19 protein-coding genes, 3 pseudogenes and 1 riboswitch are annotated in these 19,205 nt (G+C 74.3%); of the genes and pseudogenes, 16 read left to right on the forward strand and 6 right to left on the reverse strand.

The features are described from left to right. Together E6R18_RS32540 and E6R18_RS32545 are read right to left on the reverse strand one after the other, a co-directional pair. Nucleotides 1-345, reverse strand: a pseudogene (locus E6R18_RS32540) (glycoside hydrolase family 16 protein); the annotation flags it as partial. A 196-nt stretch (nt 346-541) separates the two neighbouring features. After that, on the reverse strand, nt 542-1,126 hold the full coding sequence (locus E6R18_RS32545) for a histidine phosphatase family protein (RefSeq protein WP_136320481.1): 585 nt from the start codon (nt 1,124-1,126) through the stop codon (nt 542-544). A gap of 124 nt (nt 1,127-1,250) precedes the next feature. Next, a riboswitch (adenosylcobalamin (AdoCbl) riboswitch) is annotated at nt 1,251-1,344 on the forward strand. Between the two features lie 45 nt (nt 1,345-1,389). Here E6R18_RS32545 and E6R18_RS32550 point away from each other — a divergent pair. Together E6R18_RS32550 and E6R18_RS32555 are read left to right on the forward strand one after the other, a co-directional pair. Then, a complete protein-coding gene (locus E6R18_RS32550; RefSeq protein ID WP_018099889.1) occupies nt 1,390-1,605 on the forward strand; it encodes a CbtB-domain containing protein in 216 nt (71 codons plus the stop codon). 28 nt (nt 1,606-1,633) lie between these two features. After that, nucleotides 1,634-2,410 carry a CbtA family protein gene (locus tag E6R18_RS32555; RefSeq protein WP_136320465.1) on the forward strand — a complete coding sequence of 259 codons (777 nt, stop codon included), beginning with the start codon at nt 1,634-1,636 and terminating at the stop codon, nt 2,408-2,410. Nucleotides 2,411-2,566: 156 nt separating this feature from the next. Here the strand turns inward: E6R18_RS32555 and E6R18_RS32565 are convergent, their stop codons facing one another. After that, nucleotides 2,567-2,929 (reverse strand): tetratricopeptide repeat protein, encoded by a 363-nt coding sequence (locus tag E6R18_RS32565; RefSeq protein ID WP_136320466.1) that lies wholly within the window; start codon nt 2,927-2,929, stop codon nt 2,567-2,569. 141 nt (nt 2,930-3,070) lie between these two features. Here E6R18_RS32565 and E6R18_RS32570 point away from each other — a divergent pair. After that, a pseudogene (locus E6R18_RS32570) lies at nt 3,071-3,193 on the forward strand (pirin family protein); the annotation flags it as partial. 158 nt (nt 3,194-3,351) lie between these two features. Continuing rightward, on the forward strand, nt 3,352-4,095 hold the full coding sequence (locus E6R18_RS32575; RefSeq protein WP_136320467.1) for an SDR family oxidoreductase: 744 nt from the start codon (nt 3,352-3,354) through the stop codon (nt 4,093-4,095). A 48-nt stretch (nt 4,096-4,143) separates the two neighbouring features. On the opposite strand, the gene E6R18_RS32580 is transcribed toward E6R18_RS32575, so the two are convergent. Further along, complete coding sequence (locus E6R18_RS32580; RefSeq protein WP_136320468.1) at nt 4,144-5,052, reverse strand: polysaccharide pyruvyl transferase family protein; 909 nt, start codon at nt 5,050-5,052, stop codon at nt 4,144-4,146. A 292-nt stretch (nt 5,053-5,344) separates the two neighbouring features. On the opposite strand from E6R18_RS32580, the gene E6R18_RS32585 reads away from it, so the two are divergent. From E6R18_RS32585 to E6R18_RS32640, 12 genes are read left to right on the forward strand one after another with little or no spacing between them, the layout of a single operon-like run. Further along, the gene (locus E6R18_RS32585; protein ID WP_136320469.1) at nt 5,345-6,349 is read left to right on the forward strand and encodes an NAD-dependent epimerase/dehydratase family protein; all 1,005 of its coding nucleotides are present in this window, start codon (nt 5,345-5,347) and stop codon (nt 6,347-6,349) included. Between the two features lie 12 nt (nt 6,350-6,361). After that, on the forward strand, nt 6,362-7,996 hold the full coding sequence (locus tag E6R18_RS32590) for a carbamoyltransferase C-terminal domain-containing protein (RefSeq protein ID WP_136320470.1): 1,635 nt from the start codon (nt 6,362-6,364) through the stop codon (nt 7,994-7,996). A 23-nt stretch (nt 7,997-8,019) separates the two neighbouring features. Next, nucleotides 8,020-9,048, forward strand: a complete 1,029-nt coding sequence (locus E6R18_RS32595; protein WP_240799928.1) for a glycosyltransferase — start codon at nt 8,020-8,022, stop codon at nt 9,046-9,048. Continuing rightward, complete coding sequence (locus E6R18_RS32600) at nt 9,045-9,653, forward strand: HAD-IIIA family hydrolase (RefSeq protein ID WP_240799929.1); 609 nt, start codon at nt 9,045-9,047, stop codon at nt 9,651-9,653. The genes E6R18_RS32595 and E6R18_RS32600 overlap by 4 nt, the downstream gene beginning before the upstream one ends. Beyond that, nucleotides 9,650-10,657, forward strand: a complete 1,008-nt coding sequence (locus E6R18_RS32605; protein WP_136320472.1) for a glycosyltransferase family 9 protein — start codon at nt 9,650-9,652, stop codon at nt 10,655-10,657. Before E6R18_RS32600 ends, E6R18_RS32605 begins: the two co-directional genes overlap by 4 nt. Next, nucleotides 10,654-11,616: a glycosyltransferase gene (locus tag E6R18_RS32610; RefSeq protein ID WP_136320473.1), complete on the forward strand. Its 963-nt coding sequence runs from the start codon at nt 10,654-10,656 to the stop codon at nt 11,614-11,616. Before E6R18_RS32605 ends, E6R18_RS32610 begins: the two co-directional genes overlap by 4 nt. Beyond that, nucleotides 11,613-12,857: a glycosyltransferase gene (locus E6R18_RS32615; protein ID WP_136320474.1), complete on the forward strand. Its 1,245-nt coding sequence runs from the start codon at nt 11,613-11,615 to the stop codon at nt 12,855-12,857. Before E6R18_RS32610 ends, E6R18_RS32615 begins: the two co-directional genes overlap by 4 nt. Further along, nucleotides 12,854-13,489, forward strand: a complete 636-nt coding sequence (locus E6R18_RS32620) for an SIS domain-containing protein (protein WP_136320475.1) — start codon at nt 12,854-12,856, stop codon at nt 13,487-13,489. Before E6R18_RS32615 ends, E6R18_RS32620 begins: the two co-directional genes overlap by 4 nt. After that, a complete protein-coding gene (gene rfaE2 / locus E6R18_RS32625) occupies nt 13,486-14,913 on the forward strand; it encodes a D-glycero-beta-D-manno-heptose 1-phosphate adenylyltransferase (RefSeq protein ID WP_136320476.1) in 1,428 nt (475 codons plus the stop codon). The genes E6R18_RS32620 and rfaE2 overlap by 4 nt, the downstream gene beginning before the upstream one ends. Nucleotides 14,914-14,918: 5 nt before the next feature. Then, the gene (locus E6R18_RS32630; protein WP_136320477.1) at nt 14,919-15,938 is read left to right on the forward strand and encodes a glycosyltransferase family 9 protein; all 1,020 of its coding nucleotides are present in this window, start codon (nt 14,919-14,921) and stop codon (nt 15,936-15,938) included. Continuing rightward, nucleotides 15,931-16,842, forward strand: a complete 912-nt coding sequence (locus E6R18_RS32635) for a glycosyltransferase (protein WP_136320478.1) — start codon at nt 15,931-15,933, stop codon at nt 16,840-16,842. Before E6R18_RS32630 ends, E6R18_RS32635 begins: the two co-directional genes overlap by 8 nt. Continuing rightward, nucleotides 16,839-17,756, forward strand: coding sequence for a glycosyltransferase (locus tag E6R18_RS32640; RefSeq protein ID WP_136320479.1), 918 nt, complete (start codon nt 16,839-16,841; stop codon nt 17,754-17,756). The genes E6R18_RS32635 and E6R18_RS32640 overlap by 4 nt, the downstream gene beginning before the upstream one ends. Here E6R18_RS32640 and E6R18_RS32645 read toward each other — a convergent pair. Then, complete coding sequence (locus E6R18_RS32645) at nt 17,744-18,547, reverse strand: SigB/SigF/SigG family RNA polymerase sigma factor (RefSeq protein WP_136320480.1); 804 nt, start codon at nt 18,545-18,547, stop codon at nt 17,744-17,746. The two genes, E6R18_RS32640 and E6R18_RS32645, sit on opposite strands and share 13 nt — an antisense overlap. Before the next feature lie 162 nt (nt 18,548-18,709). Then, a pseudogene (locus E6R18_RS32650) lies at nt 18,710-19,019 on the reverse strand (MFS transporter); the annotation flags it as partial. Nucleotides 19,020-19,205 lie beyond the last annotated feature (186 nt).

Raw genomic sequence — 19,205 nt, forward strand, 5'->3', positions numbered from 1 at the left:
GCACTGGTAGTTGGAGGGGTTCTCCTTGCGGGCGGTGATGACCAGATGGCCCTGGCCGTCCAGCGCGGCGTTCTTGTTCCCTGAGGTGTAGTACTGCCGCTCGTGGTTGTCGACGTTGTCGCCGGTCTCGATCTGCCACTTGCTGCCGTCCACGGCCGAGCCGGCCGAGCCGTCGAAGTCATCGGTGAACGTCGCGTCCGCCGCGACCGAATCCTCGGCCGCGGTTGTCCGGGACGTGTCGAGCGGCGTGGGGGCGCCTGAGGCGAGGCCGGACGTGGTGGCGACCAGGGCGAGTACGGAGAGCGCTGAGACCAGGAGACGCCTGGCCAGGTGGGGGGAGTTCATGTGATTTCCTTCCCGTGCGGGATGGAGGAGGTGCGATGCGCCATGCATATGACAAGTGGGGGCACGGCCATCGCGTGGGGGGACGATGGGGCTTTAGTTCACTACGTGATTTAAGAAGTGAACCATCTGGGTGTCAAGCTCCGGTACGGGTCACAGTTCTTGCACATACGTCTCCGGGCCGCCCCTCGCGCGTCCCTCAGCGGCCCGCCTCGGCGGCGAGCGGCCGCCCGACGCGCAGGTTCCACCGTCCCGACCTGCCGCTGAGTTCCGTCAGGGTCAGCGGAGCGACGTCGAGCCGCCAGAACGCCTGCGGCGGCAGGGCCAGCGCGTGAACGACAGCGGCCCGCACCACGGACGGTTCCGCCACGGCCAGCACCCGCCCCTCACCCCTGGTGTGCGGCGCGTCGAGCCAGGCGCCCGCTCTGGCGCACAGATCGAGTAGCGACTCCCCTCCGTGCGGAGTCGCGGAAGGGTCCGCCAGCCACGCCGCGACCGCCTCCGGCTCGCGCGCGCCGACCTCGTCGAGTCGCGCACCGGTCCACCGGCCCAACTCCCAGTCGCGCAAGGCGTTATCGACGGCGGACCGGAGCCCGAGGGCATCAGCGGTCAGGGTGCAGCGGCGCGACGGCCCGTGCCGGGCGCGGTCCGCGGCGGGCACCGAGGCGGCGGCCGACCGGGTCTGCCGGATCCCGGAGTCGTCGAGGGGCGCGTCACCGGCGAACCGCGCCTCGCGCAGCGCCGCGTTCATCGCCGGTGAGATCAACATCACCCGTACCGTCATACTCGCCCTCAACTCCCCGAACAGTGGCCACACGGCCAAGCACACCATGGCGTCCGGGGCCTTGGTGCCGTCCGGACGGGCCATGGCGGTGCCCCGTGTCCAGGGGGTATGGTCTCGGCGACATGACGAGGGTGTGACGGAAGTCCGGTGAGAATCCGGCACGGTCGCGCCACTGTGTACCCGCACGCGTGCGGGAAGTCAGACCCGGCACCTTCGTCTCAGGCACCACGATCGGGACGCGTGTTCCCACAGGAGGTTCTGCCATGGCGCAGACTGCTGCCCCTGCCACCGGCGCATCCGCCATCACCCCCATCTCCCTGAAGGCCATCGCCCCCTGGGCGGTCTTCTTCGGCATCCTCATGCTGGTCCTGCTCTACTTCGTCGGCGCCGAGCAGGGCGCCACGGCCGTCATCTCGGGCGAGGGCGTGCACGAGTGGGTCCACGACGGCCGTCACCTCCTCGGTTTCCCCTGCCACTGACCTGCTCGCTGATCCAGGGGAATCCCTCATGAACTCCATATCCGTCAGAGCCCTGCTGATCCGCGGCATGCTGGCCGGACTGGTCGCGGGCGCGCTCGCGCTGCTCGTCGCCTACTTCCTCGGCGAGTCCCGCGTGGACGCCGCCATCGCGCTCGAAGAGGCTGCCCACAGCGCTCACGGCCACGACCACGGCGCCGCCGAGGAGCTCGTCAGCCGCGGAGTGCAGTCCACCGCGGGCCTGGCCACCGGTGTGCTCGTGTTCGGCGTGGCCATCGGCGGCATCGCAGCCCTCGTCTTCTGCTACGCGCTCGGCCGGATGGGCCGGTTCGGCCCGCGGGCCACCGCCGCGCTGATCGCGGGTGCGGCCCTGCTGAGCGTGTACCTCGTGCCGTTCCTGAAGTACCCGGCCAACCCGCCGGCCGTCGGCAACCCCGACACCATCGGCAAACGCACCGCCCTGTTCTTCCTGATGGTCGCCCTCAGCGTGCTGCTGGCCGTCGCCGCCGTCATCATCGGCAAGCGGCTGGCGCCCCGCCTGGGCAACTGGAGCGCGACGGTCGTGGCCGCAGCCGGCTATGTGCTGCTGATCGCCCTCGCCTACGTGTTCCTGCCCTCGTTCAACGAGGTCGGTGCGGACTTCCCGGCCACACTGCTGTGGCAGTTCCGGCTGGCCACCCTCGCGGTGCAGGCCACGCTGTGGACCACGTTCGGCCTCCTCTTCGGCCACCTCACCGAACGGCTGCTGATGCCGAAGGCCGAAGCCGTCGCAGGAGCCCGCGGCGGCGCGGCCACGGCAATGGGCTGACCGTCGCCCTTTCGCAGCCGGCCGCACCACGGGCGGAGCCCGCCGGAACCATCCGGCGGGCTCCGCCCGTTCACTCCCCGCTGCCGGCGCCGCCCCACTCGACGAAGAGGTACTTCAGCGACGCGTCCTCGGCCACCAGGCGCATCCCGGCCGCCGTCATGACGTGATGGGAGGCGACGCTGTCGGCGTCCGGGACAGCGCGTCGGCCAGCCGCAACTGCGTGTCCGCCTCGGTCTGCCGCCCCTGGCGCTCCAGCGTGCGGCCGAGCATCAGCCGCGCGTAGTGCTCCACGGGGTCGCGCTCCAGCACCGCCCGCAGCTCCGTCTCGGCCCGCCCGAGGCGCGCCGAGTGGTAGTAGGCCCGTGCCAGCAGCAGCCGTGGTGCCACCTGCTCCGGCACCTCCTCGACGAGGCCGGCCAGGATCCGGGCGGCGGTCACGTACTCCTTCGCGTCGAAGAAGAACCCCGCGCGCTCCCAGCGCTCGGCGGCGGTGCCGAACTCGTAGTAGCCGTCGCTCATGTGCCCTCCTCGGTCGAGCGGTCGCCGGGCCGGTCCCGCAGGCGTCCGGTCCGCACAACACCCATAAGTGGTTTAACATTCCACTAATCATCCGGCGTGGGTATCACCCGCCCCCACTCGCAGCCGAACAGGTTGAGCGCCGTGAGCAGTCTCGATCGCCAGGCCGTTCCCTCCGTCTGCGGAGGACGGGGCTTCGTCGTCGCCGAACCGGTACGTGGACTCCTCGCCCCGCGCCACGTACGCCTCGAGGGTGGCTCCGGGGAAGACGATGTTGCGCCCCCGCAGGGCGGGCGTGGATGCCGGCCGGCCGGCGTACTCGGCCCCGCGCATCGTGGACGCCGCCGGTCCGGAGGATCTAGCGTCGGGCGGGACAGCGACGGCGCCGCACCTCGCGCGGCACCGCACCGGAACACGGGGAGATCATGACCCACGGCAACGCTTCCACCGAAAGCAACGAGGCACCCGTCACCTTCATCACGGGCGGCTCGAGCGGTATCGGGGCCGAGAGTGTGCACCGCCTGCTCGGCCTCGGCCACCGGGTCGCGGCGACCGGGCGCAGTGCGAAGAAGCTGGCCGTGCTGGCCGGGGCGGCGGCCGATGCGGGCACCGGCGACCGGCTGCTGACGTTCGAAGGGGACGCGGCGGACTGGGAGCACGTGTCGGCAGCCGTCGAGGAGACCGTACGCACGTTCGGCCGGCTCGACCACGCCATCGCCAACGCCGGGTACTCGGCCGACGCCCACGTCGAGACCGGCGACCCCGAGAAGTGGCGGGGCATGGTCCTGACCAACGTGCTGGGTCCGGCCCTGCTGGTGCGGGCGGCGCTGCCGGCGTTGAAGGAGACCCAGGGGCGGATCGTGCTCATCGGGAGCGTCGCGGGGTTCAAGAACACGCCCGGCAACCTCTACTCGATGACGAAGTTCGCGATGACCGGCCTCGCCGAGAACGTCCGCATGCTGACGACCGGGTACGGCGTGGGGACGACCCTGCTCGCGCCGGGCCGCGTCCTGACGCCGTTCTGGGACGAGCGCCCCGGCGGCGCCGAGGCGGCCGGACCGATGATCTCCGCGGGGCAGCTGGTGGACACGCTCGTCTGGGCGATCTCGCAGCCGCGCGGCGTGGACGTGAACACGCTGGTGGTCCGCCCGATCGGCCAGTCGAACTGACCACCCGCGCAGAGCGCCGGCCGGTCCTGCCGCCGCCGCGTGACGCGGTCACCCCGCCCGGCGGCGTACGAGCGAGCGCCTGCGCCCGGCGGCCGCCCGGCCGGCGGCGGACAGGCACCACGTCCACCACCGGTCGAGCGCCCGCCCGGACAGCTCCTCGCACGGGATCACCGCGGGCCAGCGCAACACCCTGGCCTGCGCGGACACCTTGGCCCCGCCGCGCACCGGGTCCACCACCAGGGCCGGTACGCCCATGCTCAGCGCCAGGGCCATCCCGTGCAGGCGATCGGTGACCATGAGGTCCAGCCGGCCGACGAGTGACAGGAACTGGTCGGCGGTGCGGCACAGCCGCCAGTCGTCATGGGCCAGCCGGGTCTCCGCCGTCACCCGGGCGCAGTCCTTCGTCGGCAGCCAGTCGTCCAGGGCCTCGGCGACCCGATCGTGGGCGCGGCGGCCCGCGTACTCGCCCTGGCCCTGGGTGAGGGCGACACCCACCACGGGCCTGTCCGGCCGGGGCCGGGCGTAGAGGGCCAGGTCGGCGAAGGGCTCCGCCCCTGCCCCGTCGCGCGCCACGATGCGGTGGAACCCCCGCACCGCCGCGCTGTCCCCGTCGATCACGCTCACCCCGATCGCGGTCCGCCTGCACGACGCGTAACGCTCGTGCAGACGGGTGAGCTGCTCGCCGTGCACCGGACCGCAGACGAACAGCACCTGCTCGTACCGCTCCGGCGGCGCGGCCTCCAGGGTCAGTGCGCCCGGGGCGAAGTGCGGGCTCCAGGCGGAGTCGTAGGCGACACCCAACTGGTCCAACGCGTCGCACACCGCCTGTTCCGCGAGGACGTCACCGGCGGTCACCTCGCCGTCCGGGAAGCTGAACCATCCGGTGACCAGCACCTGACCGGCCGCGCTGCGGGGCCGGAGAAGTGAGTCGAGAACGCCGGCCAGGCCCTGGACCATGGTCGCCTCCTGTTCCTTGATTCATTCCAACGGTAGTCCCGGAGATGCGCGAGCGAGTTACTCCGGCAGGATCCATGTGTGAGAAGCGATCGGCAGGGCACGCGGCCTGTGTCGCCGGAAGAGGCGATGACGCAGGCGGATATTTCCGCCGGGGCAGCGGGCGCGCCGTGGCATGGCGGAGCAGGCGGCCCGACGCGTTTTTGCATCCGTCCATCCGTCAGCCGTCGCACGCGGATATTTCGCTGAAGCGTGCGTTTCGCAACTCCCAGCTCTCTGAAAGGAGAAGGGGCACATGACGTCCTCTGGACCCGAGCGGTTGCCCTGGCGGCGTGCCTTGGTGACGGGCGGTGCCGGTTTCCTCGGATCGCATTTGTGTGAGCGCCTGCTGGGCGGGGGAGTGGCGGTCGACTGCGCCGACAACCTCGCCTCCGGAGCGGCGGAGAACATCGAACACCTCGAAGGAACGGACGGATTTCGATTTGTCCGCACCGACATCTCCGATCCGTCCTGCCTACGGGAACTGCGCGGCCCCTACGATCTCGTTCTCCATTTCGCCTGCCCCGCCTCACCCGCCGATTATCTGAGAATGCCGCTGGAGACCCTGGACGTCGGCAGCCTCGGAACGCGCAACATGCTGGAGATCGCCGCCCGGGACGGCGCGCGGCTGCTGCTCGCCTCGACTTCCGAGGTCTACGGCGACCCCTTGGTCCACCCGCAGCGGGAGGACTACTGGGGCAATGTGAACCCGGTCGGGCCGCGCAGCGTGTACGACGAGTCGAAGCGGTTCTCCGAAGCGCTGGTGACCGCCCACAACGCGGCGAAGGGAACGAACGCCGGGATCGTCCGGCTGTTCAACACCTACGGCCCCCGCATGCGGGCCCATGACGGACGGGCCGTCCCCACCTTCATCTGCCAGGCACTGGCCGGGGAACCCCTCACCGTCGCGGGCGACGGCAGCCAGACCAGGTCCCTCTGCTACGTCGACGACACCCTCGACGGCGTACTGAGCGTCGCCGCGAGCAAGTCCGTGCGGCCGGTCAACATCGGCGGCAGCGACGAGACGACCGTACGGGAGATCGCCCGCCGGATCGTCAAACTGACCAACTCCGCCAGCCGGATCGACTACATCGACCGGCCCGTGGACGATCCCGAACGACGGCGCCCCGACACCACGCTGGTGCGGGAGATGTTCGGCTGGGAACCACACGTGTCCTGGGAGGAAGGGCTGGAACGCACCATCGCGTACTTCGCCTCGCGCCCCGGCGCGCCGGCCGACGCAACGGCCCGCACTTTCTGAAGGAGCCAGCGCATGCGCGTGCTCGGAATCAACGCCCTGTTCCACGACCCGTCCGCTGCTCTGGTGATCGACGGGACAACCGTCGCCGCCACCGAGGAGGAGCGGTTCAGCAGGCGCAAGCACGGGAAGCGCCCGGTGCCGTTCTCCGCCTGGGAACTGCCCGAACTCTCCGCCCGCTGGTGCCTGGAGGCGGCCGGACTCGAACCGGCCGACCTGGACGCGGTCGCCTACTCCTACGACCCCGAACTCGCCCGTCCTGCCGAGCAGATGGGCCTGGACGACCCGTGGGACGACCTGCGTCAGACCTACGCGCGGCGCGCCCCGGAGTTCCTTGCCGAAGCGCTGCCCGGGCTCGACCCGGCCAAGGTCCGCTTCGTCGCCCACCACGTCGCGCACGCCGCGTCCGCCGGACTCGCCGCACCAGCGGGCGACTGCGCGGTGCTGGTGCTCGACGGGCGAGGGGAATGCTCCTCGCAACTCGCCGGGCACTACAGGGGCGGCGCCCTGGAGATCCTGAACTCGCAGCCGCTGCCCGAATCGCTGGGCCTCTTCTACGAGGAGCTGACCGAACACCTCGGATTCCTGCGCAGCAGCGACGAGTTCAAAGTGATGGCCCTCGCCTCGTACGGGAAGCCCGTCTTCGCCCAGCGGCTCGCCGAGTACGTCCACGACACCGGCGGCGGAGGATTCCGCGCATCCGGCGTCCCCTGGAGCGAGTTCGCCCCGGCGCGCCGACCGGGCGGCGCGTACACCGAGCAGCACGCCGACCTCGCGGCCAGCGCCCAGCAGTGCCTGGAGGAGACCGTCCTCCAGCTGGCCTCCTGGCTCCACGAACGCACCGGCGCGCCGCGCCTGGCGCTCGCCGGGGGAGTGGCCCTGAACTGCGTCGCCAACGCGCGGCTGCACCGGGAAGGCCCCTTCGAAGACGTCTGGGTCCAGCCGGCCGCCGGTGACGCGGGCACCGCCCTGGGCGCCGCCCTGCACGTCTCGGCCGAACACGGCCCGGTCCGCCCGATGACCACCGCCGCCCTCGGCCGGGGCTGGAGCGACGAGGAGCTGCGCCGCATGCTGGAGACGGCGGCGCTGCCCTACGAGGAACCCGAGGACGTCGCCGCCGCCGTCGCGGAGGAACTGGCGCAGGACGGCATCGTCGCCTGGTTCCAGGGACGCAGCGAGTTCGGCCCCCGGGCACTCGGCCACCGCTCCCTCCTGGCCCACCCGGGCCGGGCCGAGAACCTGGAGCGGCTGAACGCGGTCAAGGGACGCGAGGAGTTCCGGCCCGTGGCCCCCATGGTGCTCTCGGAACGGGCCCCCGAACTCTTCGACGGCAAGATGCCCAGCCCGTACATGCTCTTCGTCCACGAGGTCGCCGAGGAGTGGAAGGCCCGCATCCCGGCCGTCGTCCACGTGGACGGGACCGCCCGCATCCAGACCGTGGACGCCGCGGCGGAACCGCTGGTCGCCCGGATGCTCACGGCGTTCGAGGAACGCACCGGCCTTCCGGTCGTCGTCAACACCAGCCTCAACACCGCCGGCCGGCCCATGGTCGACCACCCGCGCGAAGCGCTCGAATGCTTCGGCTCGGCCCCGGTCGACCTGCTGGCCATCGGCCCCTTCCTCGTCCGCCGTTCGAAGGCGTTCACGTGACGGCCGGGGACGAGGAGCGCCGCGTGAAGACCGCAGCCCCGCACGAAGCGCAGGACGCGCCGAGCGCCGACCCCTACTCCGTGGTCATCCCCACCATCGGCCGCCGCTGCCTCGACGCCTGCCTGCGGGCCCTCGCCGAGGCGGCCGTCCCGCCGCCCCGGGAGGTCTTCGTCGTGGACGACCGCCGCGACGCCGACGGGCCCCTCGACCTCACGGGGGCGGGCCCGCTCGCGGACCGGGTCACCGTACTGGCCACGGGGGGCCGCGGCCCCGCCGCCGCCCGCAACGCCGGGCTGTGCCACGTGGCCACGCCCTGGGTCGTCTTCCTGGACGACGACGTCCAGGTGCGCCCCGGCTGGGGGGCCCTGCTGGCCCACGACCTCGCCCAGGCCGGGCCGGGCACCGCCGGAGTGCAGGGCCGGCTCACGGTGCCGCTCCCCGACGACCGCAGGCCCACCGACTGGGAGCGCTGCACGGCGGGCCTGGAGGAGGCCGCCTGGGCCACCGCGGACATGGCCTACCGCACGGAGACGGTGCGGCGGGCCGGAGGGTTCGACGAACGGTTCCTCCGGGCCTTCCGGGAGGACGCCGACCTCGCCCTGCGCCTGATGGACGGCGGCTGGACCCTCGGCCGGGGCACGCGCTCGACCCTGCACCCCGTCCGCCCCGCCGACCGCTGGGTCTCGGTACGCACCCAGCGCGGCAACGCGGACGACGCCCTGATGAACCGCATCCACGGACCGGACTGGTGGACCAGGGCCGAGGCCCCCAGGGGCCGGCTGCCCGGCCACCTCGCCGTCACCGCCACCGGACTCACCGCCGCCGCGCTGGCCCTCACCGGACACCGCCGCGCGGCAGCGGTGGCGGGCGCCCTGTGGGCCGCCGGCACCGCGGAGTTCACCTGGGCCCGCATCGCGCCCGGTCCCCGCACGGCCGCGGAGGTCGCCACCATGATCGGCACCAGTGTGGTCATCCCGCCGCTGGCGGCACTGCACCGGGCCCTCGGCGCGATACGCCACCGCAGCGCCGCCGCCTGGGGAGGTACCGCGTGAACCCCCGACCCCGCCGAACGGCCGAGCCCGACGGGCCGCCGCTCACCAGGCCGGCCGCCGTGCTGTTCGACCGGGACGGCACCCTCGTGCACGACGTCCCGTACAACGCGGACCCGGCCCGGGTCCGGCCGGTGCCCGGCGCCGCCGAGGCCGTACGGCTCCTGCGCGACGCCGGCATTGCGACCGGCGTCGTCAGCAACCAGTCCGGCGTCGGCCGGGGCCTGCTCACCCACGAGGACGTGCGCCGGGTCAACGCCCGGGTGGACGAACTCACCGGCCCCTTCGACGTCTGGGTCTACTGCCCGCACCGCCCCGACGAGGGGTGCGCATGCCGCAAACCCCTGCCCGGACTGGTCGACGAGGCCGCCCGGCGGCTGGCCGTACGCCCCGCCGACTGCGTCGTCATCGGTGACATCGCCGCCGACGTGCTCGCCGCCCGAGCGGCCGGCGCCGAAGGCATCCTCGTCCCCAACGCGCAGACCCGGCCCGAGGAGACGCGGGCGGAGGCGCACCCGGCGCCCGACGTCCTCACCGCCGTCCGCCGCCTCCTGGCCCGCCCCGGACCGGCCGCGACGGCCGCCCGCACGGAAGGGCGGTCCGTATGAAGGCGCTCGTCGTACGACTCGACAGCTTCGGCGACGTGCTGCTCGCCGGGCCCGCCGTGCGGGCGGTCGCCGCGCAGGCCGAGCACGTCACCATCCTCTGCGGACCGCTGGGCGAGCCCGCCGCCCGCCTGCTCCCGGGCGTGGACGACGTCCTCGTCTGGCAGGCGCCCTGGGAGGGCACCCACCCGCCGCCCGTCGACGAGGCGGACATCACCGGTCTGATCGCCTCGCTGCGGGAGCGCGCGTTCGACACCGGACTCGTGCTGACCTCCTTCCACCAGAGCCCGCTGCCCGCCGCACTCCTGCTCCGCATGGCCGGGGTGGCCCGGCTCGGGGCCGACAGCGTCGACCACCCCGGCCGGCTGCTCGACGTGCGCCATCACCGGCTCCCCGGCCGGCACGAGGCCGAGGCCGCGCTCGACGTGGCCGTCGCCATGGGCTTCGCCCTCCCCGCCGGCGACGACGGCCGGCTGCGCGTCCTGCCGTCGCCCGACACGGCCACGCTCACCGGCAACGGCCCCTACGTCGTCGTGCACCCGGGGGCGAGCGCCCCGGCCCGGGCCTGGGACCCCGGCCGCCACGCCGAAGCCGTGCAGCAGCTGGCCGACGCCGGGCACCGCGTCGTCGTCACCGGAGGACCGGCCGAAACCGAGCTCACCCGCCAGGTCAGCGGCGAAGTGGCCGTCGACCTCGGAGGGCGTACGAGCCCACGGACGCTCGCCGGAGTCCTGCGCCACGCCGACGTCGTCGTTTGCGGCAACACCGGCCCCGCCCACCTCGCGGCCGCCGTGGGCACCCCGGTCGTCTCGCTCTTCGCCCCCGTCGTACCCGCCTCGCGCTGGGCGCCCTTCGGCGTCCCCGTCGTGCTGCTCGGCGACCAGCGCGCCCCGTGCGCCGACAGCAGGGCCCGCCACTGCCCGGTGCCGGGCCACCCCTGTCTGGGCGGCGTCACCGCGCACGACGTGGTGAGCGCGGTGCACAAGCTCCGGAAGGAGAGCTCATGAACATCCTCATCTGGCACGTCCACGGTTCGTGGCTGACCTCCTTCGTCCAGGGACCGCACACCTACCTGGTGCCGGTGACCCCCGACCGGGGGCCCGACGGCCTCGGCCGTGCCCGGACGTGGACCTGGCCCTCGTCCGTGCGGGAGATCGGCCCGGACGAACTGCGCGACGCCGAGATCGACCTCGTCGTCCTGCAGCGCCCGCACGAGGTCGAACTCGCCCACGCCTGGACCGGCCGCCGCCCGGGGCAGGACGTCCCCGCCGTGTACGTCGAACACAACAGCCCGCACGAAACCCCCGTGGACACCCGGCACACCCTCGCCGAGCGGTCGGACATCCCCGTCGTGCACGTCACCCACTTCAACCGCCTGATGTGGGACAACGGCCGCGCCCCCACCAGCGTCATCGAACACGGCATCGTGGACCCCGGCCCCCTGTGGACGGGCACCGAACCCCGGGCCGCCGTCGTCGTCAACGAGCCGGTGCGGCGCGGCCGGACCACCGGCACCGACCTGCTGCCCGCCTTCGCCGGCGCCGTACCCCTGGACGTCTTCGGCATGCGGACGCAGGGGCTGGCCGGGCACCTCGGCCTGACCGAGGAGCGGTGCCGCACCTTCGACCTCCCGCAGGACGAACTCCACCGCGCCCTGGCGAGCCGCCGCGTCTACCTGCACCCGGTGCGGTGGACCTCGCTCGGGCTGTCCCTGCTGGAGGCCATGTTCCTCGGCATGCCCGTGGTCGCCCTCGGCACCACGGAGGTGCACGAAGCGGTGCCACCCGGCGCCGGAGTCGTCTCCAACCGGCCCGAGGTACTCACCGACGCCCTGCGCCACTTCGTCGCCGACCACGCCCACGCCGAGCACACCGGCCGCCGGGCGCGCGAGGCGGCCCGCGCCAGGTACGGCGTCCAACGGTTCCTGGACGACTGGGACCGACTGATGAAAGAGGTCACGCGATGACGCAGCCCCTGCCGCGACCCGCACGGATCGCCCTCGTGTCCGAGCACGCCAGCCCGCTCGCCGACCTGGGCGGCCCCGACGCGGGCGGACAGAACGTGTACGTGGCCCAGCTCGCCGGATGCCTGGCCCGGCGCGGACACGACGTCACCGTCTACACCCGCCGCGACCGGCCCGACACGCCCACCCTGGTGCGGACCGAGCAGGGCGTGAAGGTCGTCCATGTGCCGGCCGGACCGCCGGCCACCGTGCCCAAGGACGAACTGCTGGCCTGGATGCCGGAGTTCGGGGCCTACCTGGCCCGGCTCTGGCGGCTCACCCGCCCCGACGTCGTCCACGCGCACTTCTGGATGTCCGGCATGGCCGCCCTCACCGGGGCCGCGGGGGGCGGCATCCCCGTCATCCAGACCTACCACGCGCTCGGCACGGTGAAGCGGCGCCACCAGGGCAGCGAGGACACCAGCCCGCCCGAGCGCGTCGACATCGAGACCAGGATCGGCCGCGAGGCCCACCGGATCATCGCCACCTGCGCCGACGAACTGGTCGAACTCACCGCCATGGGCGTGCCCCGCTCCAGGATCAGCGTCGTGCCCTGCGGAGTCGACACGGAGCACTTCGCCCCGGTGCCCCTCGCCGACCGGCCGCCCGGCGCCCCGCGCCGGCTGCTGTCCGTCGGCAGGCTCGTCCCCCGTAAGGGGTTCGACCGCGCCATCAAGGCCCTCGCCGATGTCCCGGACGCCGAACTGCTCATCGCCGGCGGACCGGAGGCCCCGCTCCTGTTCGCCGACCCGGAGGCCGAACGCCTGCGCAAGGTCGCCGCCGAATACGGAGTGGCCGAGCGGGTCCGGCTCCTCGGCTGCGTACCGCAGGAGCTGATGCCGCACCTCATGTCCAGCGCGGACCTGCTGCTGTCCCTGCCCCGCTACGAACCGTTCGGCATCGTCCCGATCGAGGCCATGGCCTGCGGCACCCCGGTGGTCGCCACGGCCGTCGGAGGCCAACTGGACACCGTGGTCGACGGAGTGACCGGCACGCTGGTGCCGGCCACCGACGAAGAGGGCGGCCACGACCTGGCCGCCACCATCCGCGGCCTGCTCGACGACCCGGATCGCCGCGCCCGCTACGGCGCCGCCGGACGCTCCCACGCGCTCGCCCGGTTCACCTGGGACGAGGTGACCGACGGAGTCTCCCGCGTCTACGCCGAACTGGTCCGCACCCCCCAGCCCTCGGAGGTGGCACGATGAAGCTGATCGCACCCGGCCAGCACTGCGACGACCTCGCCCGGGCCCTGCCCGCCTTCCGCCGCGCCGCCGGTGTGACGGAGCGCTGGGGCAAGACCCTGGCCGGCGTCCTGTCCGACGGCGGCCGCCTGCTCGTCGCCGGCAACGGCGGAAGCGCCGCCCAGGCCCAGCACCTGACCGCCGAGCTCGTCGGCCGCTACCGCGACGACCGCCCCGCCTACTCGGCGCTCGCCCTGCACGCCGACACCTCGACCACCACCGCCATCGCCAACGACTACGGGGTCCACGAGGTCTTCGCCCGGCAGACCTGCGCCCACGGCAGGCCCGGCGACATCCTCATGGTCCTGTCCACCAGCGGCGCCAGCGCCAACCTGCTGGAGGCCGCGACGGAGGCCATGCGCATCGGCATGCCCGTCTGGTCCCTGACCGGGCCCGAGCCCAACCCGCTGGCCGCGGCGAGCGACGAGTCGCTGTGCGTCGAGGCCGCCGGATCGGCGACCGTGCAGGAACTCCACCTCGTCGCCGTCCACATGATCTGCGAGAGCTTCGACCGCGAGATCGCCGCCCGCGCCGCGGCCCGGCCGGGCGAGAAGCCGGCCGTCGAAGGCACCCCGGCCGAGGAGGACGCCTCATGAAGCGCCCCGCCCCCCTCCTGATCGTCGGCGACTCGCTGCTCGACCGCGACGTCTCGGGCCGCGCCGAACGCCTCGCCCCCGACGCCCCCGTGCCCGTCGTCGGCGACGTGGAGCACCGCACCCGGCCGGGCGGCGCCGCACTGGCGGCGTGCCTCGCGGCGGCCGGCGGCCGGGAGATCACCTTCGTCACCGCCCTCGGCGACGACGAGGCGTCCCACGCCGTACGGGACATGCTGCGAGACCGCGTGCACCTCGTGGAACTCCCGCTCAGCGGCCCGCTGTCCCGCAAGACCCGGCTCATGGCGGACGGCCGGCCCCTGCTGCGCCTGGACGAGGGCGACGGGCGCGCCGCCGGCTCCACGCCCGGCGCCGAGCAGACGGTCGCGGAGGCCGGGGCCGTGCTCGTCGCCGACTACGGGCGCGGCACCGCCGACGTCCTGCGCGAGGCCCTGGCCGCACGGGCGGCCCGCGTCCCGGTCGTCTGGGACCCGCACCCCGCCGGCGGCCCGCCGGTCCCGGGCACCCGCCTGGCGACCCCCGCCGCCCCGGAGGCACGGCACTTCGCCGGACAGCCGGCCCCCAAGCCCCAGGGCGGGGGGAGCGCACGGCCGCAGGACCACCGCGACATCCTGCGCGCGGCCACGGCGGACGCCCGGACACTGCGGGAACGGTGGGGCATCGCCTCCGTCGCCGTCACGCTCGGTGAGAACGGCGCCCTGCTGTCCCGGGGCGGCCCCCCGCTGCTGGTGCCCGCACCCTGGCGGGCGAGCGGCGACTGCTGCGGGGCGGGCGACAGCTTCGCCGTCGCGGTGGCCGGCCGGCTCGCCGACGGCGACCTGGTCGAACTCGCCGTCCGCGAGGCCGTCGAGGCCGCAGCCCGCTTCGTGTCCGACGGCGGAGCCCACGCGGTGCTCCGGGACACCGGACCCGCCGCCGATGAGGCCGGTACGGACGGCGGCGCCCGCGCACTCGTCCGCCGCGTCCGCGAACGAGGCGGCACCGTCGTCGCCGCGGGCGGCTGCTTCGACCTGCTGCACGCCGGGCACGTCGAACTCCTCCAGGCCGCCCGCCGGGCCGGGGACTGCCTCGTCGTCTGCGTCAACTCCGACGCGTCGGTCCGGCGCCGCAAGGGCGGCGGCCGTCCCGTGGTGCCCGCCGGCGACCGCGCCCGGGTTCTGGAGGCGCTCGACTGCGTGGACGCCGTCGTCGTCTTCGACGAGGACACCCCGGAAAGGCTCCTGGACGAACTGCGGCCGGACATCTGGGCCAAGGGCGGCGACTACGCCCTGACCGACCTGCCGGAGACCGCCCTCGTGGAGAGCTGGGGCGGCCAGGTGGTGCTCCTGCCCTACCTCGACGGACGCTCCAGCACCCGCCTCGTGGAGCGCGCCGCCCGCCGTCCCGGCACCCCCACCCGGCGGTGAGCCCGGTGTCCGAGACCCCGCCGGGCCCCCGTACCGCTCCCTCCGGCGACCGGCCCGCCGTCCTCGTGCTGCGCGCCCTGGGGCTGGGGGACCTGCTGGCGGGGGTGCCGGCGCTGCGCGCGGTACGACGCGCCTTCCCGCAGTACGAGACGGTGCTCGCCGCGCCGGGCAGCCTGGCCCCGGCGGTCCGGGCGGCCGGCGCCGCCGACGTGCACTTCGCCACGCCCGAGAACGGCCGGCAGGTGCCGTCCCTGGACCACTGGCCGGGCCCGCCGCCCGCCCTCGCCATCGACCTGCACGGCAACGGACCGCTCAGCCACGACGTGCTCGCCGCTCTCCGCCCCGGCCGCACGCTCTCCTTCGCCCGCCCCGAGGCCGCGCACCCCGACCCGCCCCGGTGGCGGCGCGACGAGCACGAGCGGCAGCGCTGGTGCCGGTTCCTGACCGCGTACGGGATCCCCGCCGACCCCGCCGAGGTACGCATCCCGCCGCCCGTCGTCCCGTCCCCGGCGCCGGGCGCCGTCGTCGTCCACCCGGGCGCGGAGTCGGCGGCCCGCCGGTGGCCCGCCGACCGGTACGCGGCCGTCGCGGCGGCGCTCCGCAAGGCCGGGCACCGTGTCGTCGTCAGCGGAGGCCCGGGGGAGGAGGAGCTCTGCGCCGAGGTCGCCGCACGCGCCGGCCTGGGCCCCGCCGACGTGCTCGCGGGCACCCTCTCCTTCGACGGCCTGTCCGCACTCGTCGCCGGGGCCGCGCTCCTCGTCAGCGGCGACACCGGGCCCGCCCACCTCGCCGTCGCGCACGGCACCCGGTCGGTGACCCTGTTCGGCCCGGTCGCCCCCGCCCTCTGGGGCCCGCCCCCCGGGCCCCGCCACACCGTGCTCTGGCACCCGGGCCCGCCCGGCGACCCCCACGGCAGCGCCCCTGACCCCCTCCTCCTGCGGATCGGCGCCGACGAGGTGGCGCGCGGCGCCCTGGCCGCCCTGCGGCACGGCGACCCCGCGAAGGAGGTGGCCGGGCATGTCTGAGTACGCCCGCGAACCGGCCGGGCGCGGCGGCCGCACCACCGTCGCGATCATCACCCGCAACCGTCGCGAGAGCCTGCTCAGGACCCTGGACCGGCTGGCGGCCCTCCCGGAGAAACCGCCCGTCCTCGTGGTGGACAACGGATCGACGGACGGCACCGACGAGGCCGTGCGCCGCCATCCGGTGGGGGCGCGGCTGCTCTCACCGGGCCGCAACACCGGCGCCCTGGGCCGCAACCTCGCGGCACAGCGGGCCACCACGCCCTATGTGGCGTTCAGCGACGACGACTCCTGGTGGGAGCCGGGCGCTCTGAAGACCGCCGAAGCCCTCTTCGACACCTACCCGAAGCTGGGCCTGCTCGCCTCCCGGACGGTGGTCCACCCCTCCGGGGAGCCGGACCCCCTCAACCGCGTGCTCGCCGCCTCGCCCCTGCCCGGCCGCGCGGACCTGCCCGGGACACCGGTGCTCGGGTTCCTCGGCTGCGCGGCGGTGGTCCGCCGCTCCGCCTTCCTGGACGCCGGCGGCTACCACCGCCTGCTCTTCTTCGGTGCCGAGGAGACCCTGCTCGCCTACGACCTCACGGCCGCGGGCTGGGGCGTCGTCTACGAACCGTCCCTCGTCGCACACCACGGCCCCGACCCGGGGGAGCGGCCCGGCCGGACGGTCGCGGTGCTCCGCAACAGCCTGCTCACGGCCTGGCTCCGGCGGCCCCTGTCCGTCGCGCTCCGGGACACCTCCCGGCTGCTGGGCGCCTCGGCGCGCGGCCGTCCCGGAGCCGGGCGCGCACTGGGCCAGGCCCTGGCCCGCCTGCCCGCCGCCCTGCGCCTGCGCAGGCCGCTGCCCCGCTGGGTCGAGAACCGGATCCGGCTCCTGGAGAACACCCCGCCGGACGGAGGAGACCGATGAACGCCGGTGACCCGCCCGCCCCGGACCCGCGCCTCACGGTGGTGATCATCACGCGCGACCGCCGCTCCGAGCTCCTGCGTACCCTGCGCACGCTCAGCCGGCTCCCCGAACGGCCGGCCGTCATCGTCACGGACAACGCCTCCCGGGACGGCACGGCCGAGGCGGTCGCACGGCACTTCCCCGACGTCCGGCTGCTCACACCCGGCCGGAACCTCGGCGCGGTCGGCCGCAACCTCGCCGTACGGCAGGTCCGTACCCCGTACGTGGCGTTCTGCGACGACGACACCTGGTGGGACCCCGGGGCCCTGCGCATCGCCGCCGACCGGCTCGACGCGCACGAGCGGCTGGCCGCCGTCACCGCGAGGATCGTCGTCGAACCCGGGGGCGAGGACGACCCCGTCGTGGCGGAACTCCGCGACTCGCCGCTCACCGGCCCGCCCTGGCTGCCCGGCCCCGCGATCGGCTCGTTCCTGGCGGCGGCCACCGTGATGCGCACCGAGGCGTTCCGCGAGGCGGGCGGCTTCCACCCCGGGCTCTGGCTCGGCGGCGAGGAGGAGCTGATGGCGACCGACCTGATGCGGTCGGGCTGGTGGCTGGCGTACGTCCCCGAGATGGTGATCCACCACGCGGCCTCCCCGGTCCGCGACAGCACCGCCCGGCGCGTGCTGGGCCTGCGCAACACGCTCTGGTTCACCTGGCTGCGGCGCCCGGCGGGCTCCGCGCTGCGGCGCACCCTCTACCTGCTCGCCACCGTCCCCAGGGACCGCGCGTCGCTCCGCGCCTTCGCGCACGCGGGGCGGGGCCTGCCCTGGGTGCTGCGCCAGCGCCGGCCCGTACCGCCTGACATCGAGCGCCGGCTGGCGGCCCTGGAGCGGGCCCAGCGGCAGGGGACCGCCCGGCGCTACGTCGGCTGACCGGTGCCCTGGAGGGCCTGTCGGCGCACCTCTTCGCAGCACTGGGCGATCAGCCGGGAGACGTGCATCTGGGAGATGCCGAGGGTCTCGGCGATCCGGTCCTGCGTCATGTCCCGGAAGAACCGCAGGTAGAGGATGGTGCGCTCACGCTCGGGCAGGCTGCGCAGCCCGGGTTTGACGGCCTCGCGGTCGACGGCGACGTCCAGGGCGTGATCGCACAGCCCCAGGGTGTCGGCGAGGCAGGCCCCGTCGCCGGCCTTCGGTATCTCGGCGTCCAGTGAGAGCGTGCGGTAGCTGTCCAGGGCTTCCAGACCCGCGCGGACGTCCTCGACGCAGAGCCCCGTCCGGCCGGCGATCTCCGCCTCGGTCGGCAGCCTTCCGCCGAGCGTCTGCGCGAGGTCACGGCGGGCCACCCGCACCTGGTTGCGCAGGTCCTGCACCCGGCGCGGCACGTGGAGGTCCCAGGTGTGGTCACGGAAGTGGCGCTTCAGCTCACCCACCACCGTGGGCACGGCGTACGTCTCGAATGCCTTGCCGCGCGCGGGATCGTAGCGGTCCACCGCCTTGACGAGGCCGATGGCCGCCACCTGGCGCAGGTCGTCCAGCGGTTCACCCCGGTCGCGGAAGCGCGAGGCCAGCCGGTGCGCCATGGGCAGCCAGGCGCAGACGGTGGCCCGGCGTAGTTCGTCCCGCTCCGGCCCCGCTGGAAGGGCCCGGAGCCGCTGGAAGGCGGCCGCCGCGGGCGGCATGTCCTGTTGCTTCTCGGGCGCTGTCTGTCGGGCACCGGCCATCATGTTTCACTCCCTCGGCGTCGCCTGGGCGGATTACCGTGAGAGCGCCTGCCGGACAGGCGGCACCCGGAGCAGAGCTCCCACGGGCGCGCCTCTTGTCCGAAGCACGCCTGGCCCTTTCCCGCCCGGGGCCGCCCCAAACCTGCCCGGGGCCGCGCGGGGTCAGGCAGCCTGGGACAGAGCGGGAAGCACCATCTGAGGCGTCGCGGGCTGGGCCGGTGAGCGCGCCGTCCCGCGGGCCAGGACGCGGCCCCGCAGCCCTCCGGCGAAGATCACCCCGGCGATCAGCAGGCCGCCGGAGACCAGCGCGCCCCGGGCCCCCGCGAACTCGACCAGCAGCCCCAGCAGGGGCGGCCCGGCCAGCTGCCGTCCGGTGCCGGCGCTGCGCCCCACACCGGGCACACGGCCCCGCATCTCGGGCTCGGGCTCGGTCTGCAGCACGGTCGATCCGGCCCGTGTCCGAGACGGACTCCGCCGAGCAGCAGACCGGGTCCGGCCTGGACGGCCGGCGAGAGCCCCGTGGCGGCCGCCTGGATGCTCCTATGGTTGTCAAGCCGCAGCAGCGAGGGCGGTTTGAGTGATTCGTTCCGTGGGCTTGGTGGTCAGCGTGCGGTAGACCTCGCGGGCGACGAATCGCTTGAGACAGCGCATGATGTCC

It is taken from the genome of Streptomyces sp. A1277 (assembly GCF_004795015.1).
Lineage (GTDB): Bacteria > Actinomycetota > Actinomycetes > Streptomycetales > Streptomycetaceae > Streptomyces.

Coding starts and splice junctions, on each gene's coding strand:
- E6R18_RS32575 (WP_136320467.1), top strand. CDS start 3,352: ATGACCCACGGCAACGCTTCCACCGAAAGCAACGAGGCACCCGTCACC.
- E6R18_RS32565 (WP_136320466.1), bottom strand. CDS start 2,929: ATGAGCGACGGCTACTACGAGTTCGGCACCGCCGCCGAGCGCTGGGAG.
- E6R18_RS32605 (WP_136320472.1), top strand. CDS start 9,650: ATGAAGGCGCTCGTCGTACGACTCGACAGCTTCGGCGACGTGCTGCTC.
- E6R18_RS32635 (WP_136320478.1), top strand. CDS start 15,931: ATGTCTGAGTACGCCCGCGAACCGGCCGGGCGCGGCGGCCGCACCACC.
- E6R18_RS32545 (WP_136320481.1), bottom strand. CDS start 1,126: ATGACGGTACGGGTGATGTTGATCTCACCGGCGATGAACGCGGCGCTG.
- E6R18_RS32590 (WP_136320470.1), top strand. CDS start 6,362: ATGCGCGTGCTCGGAATCAACGCCCTGTTCCACGACCCGTCCGCTGCT.
- E6R18_RS32555 (WP_136320465.1), top strand. CDS start 1,634: ATGAACTCCATATCCGTCAGAGCCCTGCTGATCCGCGGCATGCTGGCC.
- E6R18_RS32585 (WP_136320469.1), top strand. CDS start 5,345: ATGACGTCCTCTGGACCCGAGCGGTTGCCCTGGCGGCGTGCCTTGGTG.
- E6R18_RS32620 (WP_136320475.1), top strand. CDS start 12,854: ATGAAGCTGATCGCACCCGGCCAGCACTGCGACGACCTCGCCCGGGCC.
- E6R18_RS32550 (WP_018099889.1), top strand. CDS start 1,390: ATGGCGCAGACTGCTGCCCCTGCCACCGGCGCATCCGCCATCACCCCC.
- E6R18_RS32580 (WP_136320468.1), bottom strand. CDS start 5,052: ATGGTCCAGGGCCTGGCCGGCGTTCTCGACTCACTTCTCCGGCCCCGC.
- E6R18_RS32615 (WP_136320474.1), top strand. CDS start 11,613: ATGACGCAGCCCCTGCCGCGACCCGCACGGATCGCCCTCGTGTCCGAG.
- E6R18_RS32645 (WP_136320480.1), bottom strand. CDS start 18,547: ATGGCCGGTGCCCGACAGACAGCGCCCGAGAAGCAACAGGACATGCCG.
- rfaE2 (WP_136320476.1), top strand. CDS start 13,486: ATGAAGCGCCCCGCCCCCCTCCTGATCGTCGGCGACTCGCTGCTCGAC.
- E6R18_RS32610 (WP_136320473.1), top strand. CDS start 10,654: ATGAACATCCTCATCTGGCACGTCCACGGTTCGTGGCTGACCTCCTTC.
- E6R18_RS32640 (WP_136320479.1), top strand. CDS start 16,839: ATGAACGCCGGTGACCCGCCCGCCCCGGACCCGCGCCTCACGGTGGTG.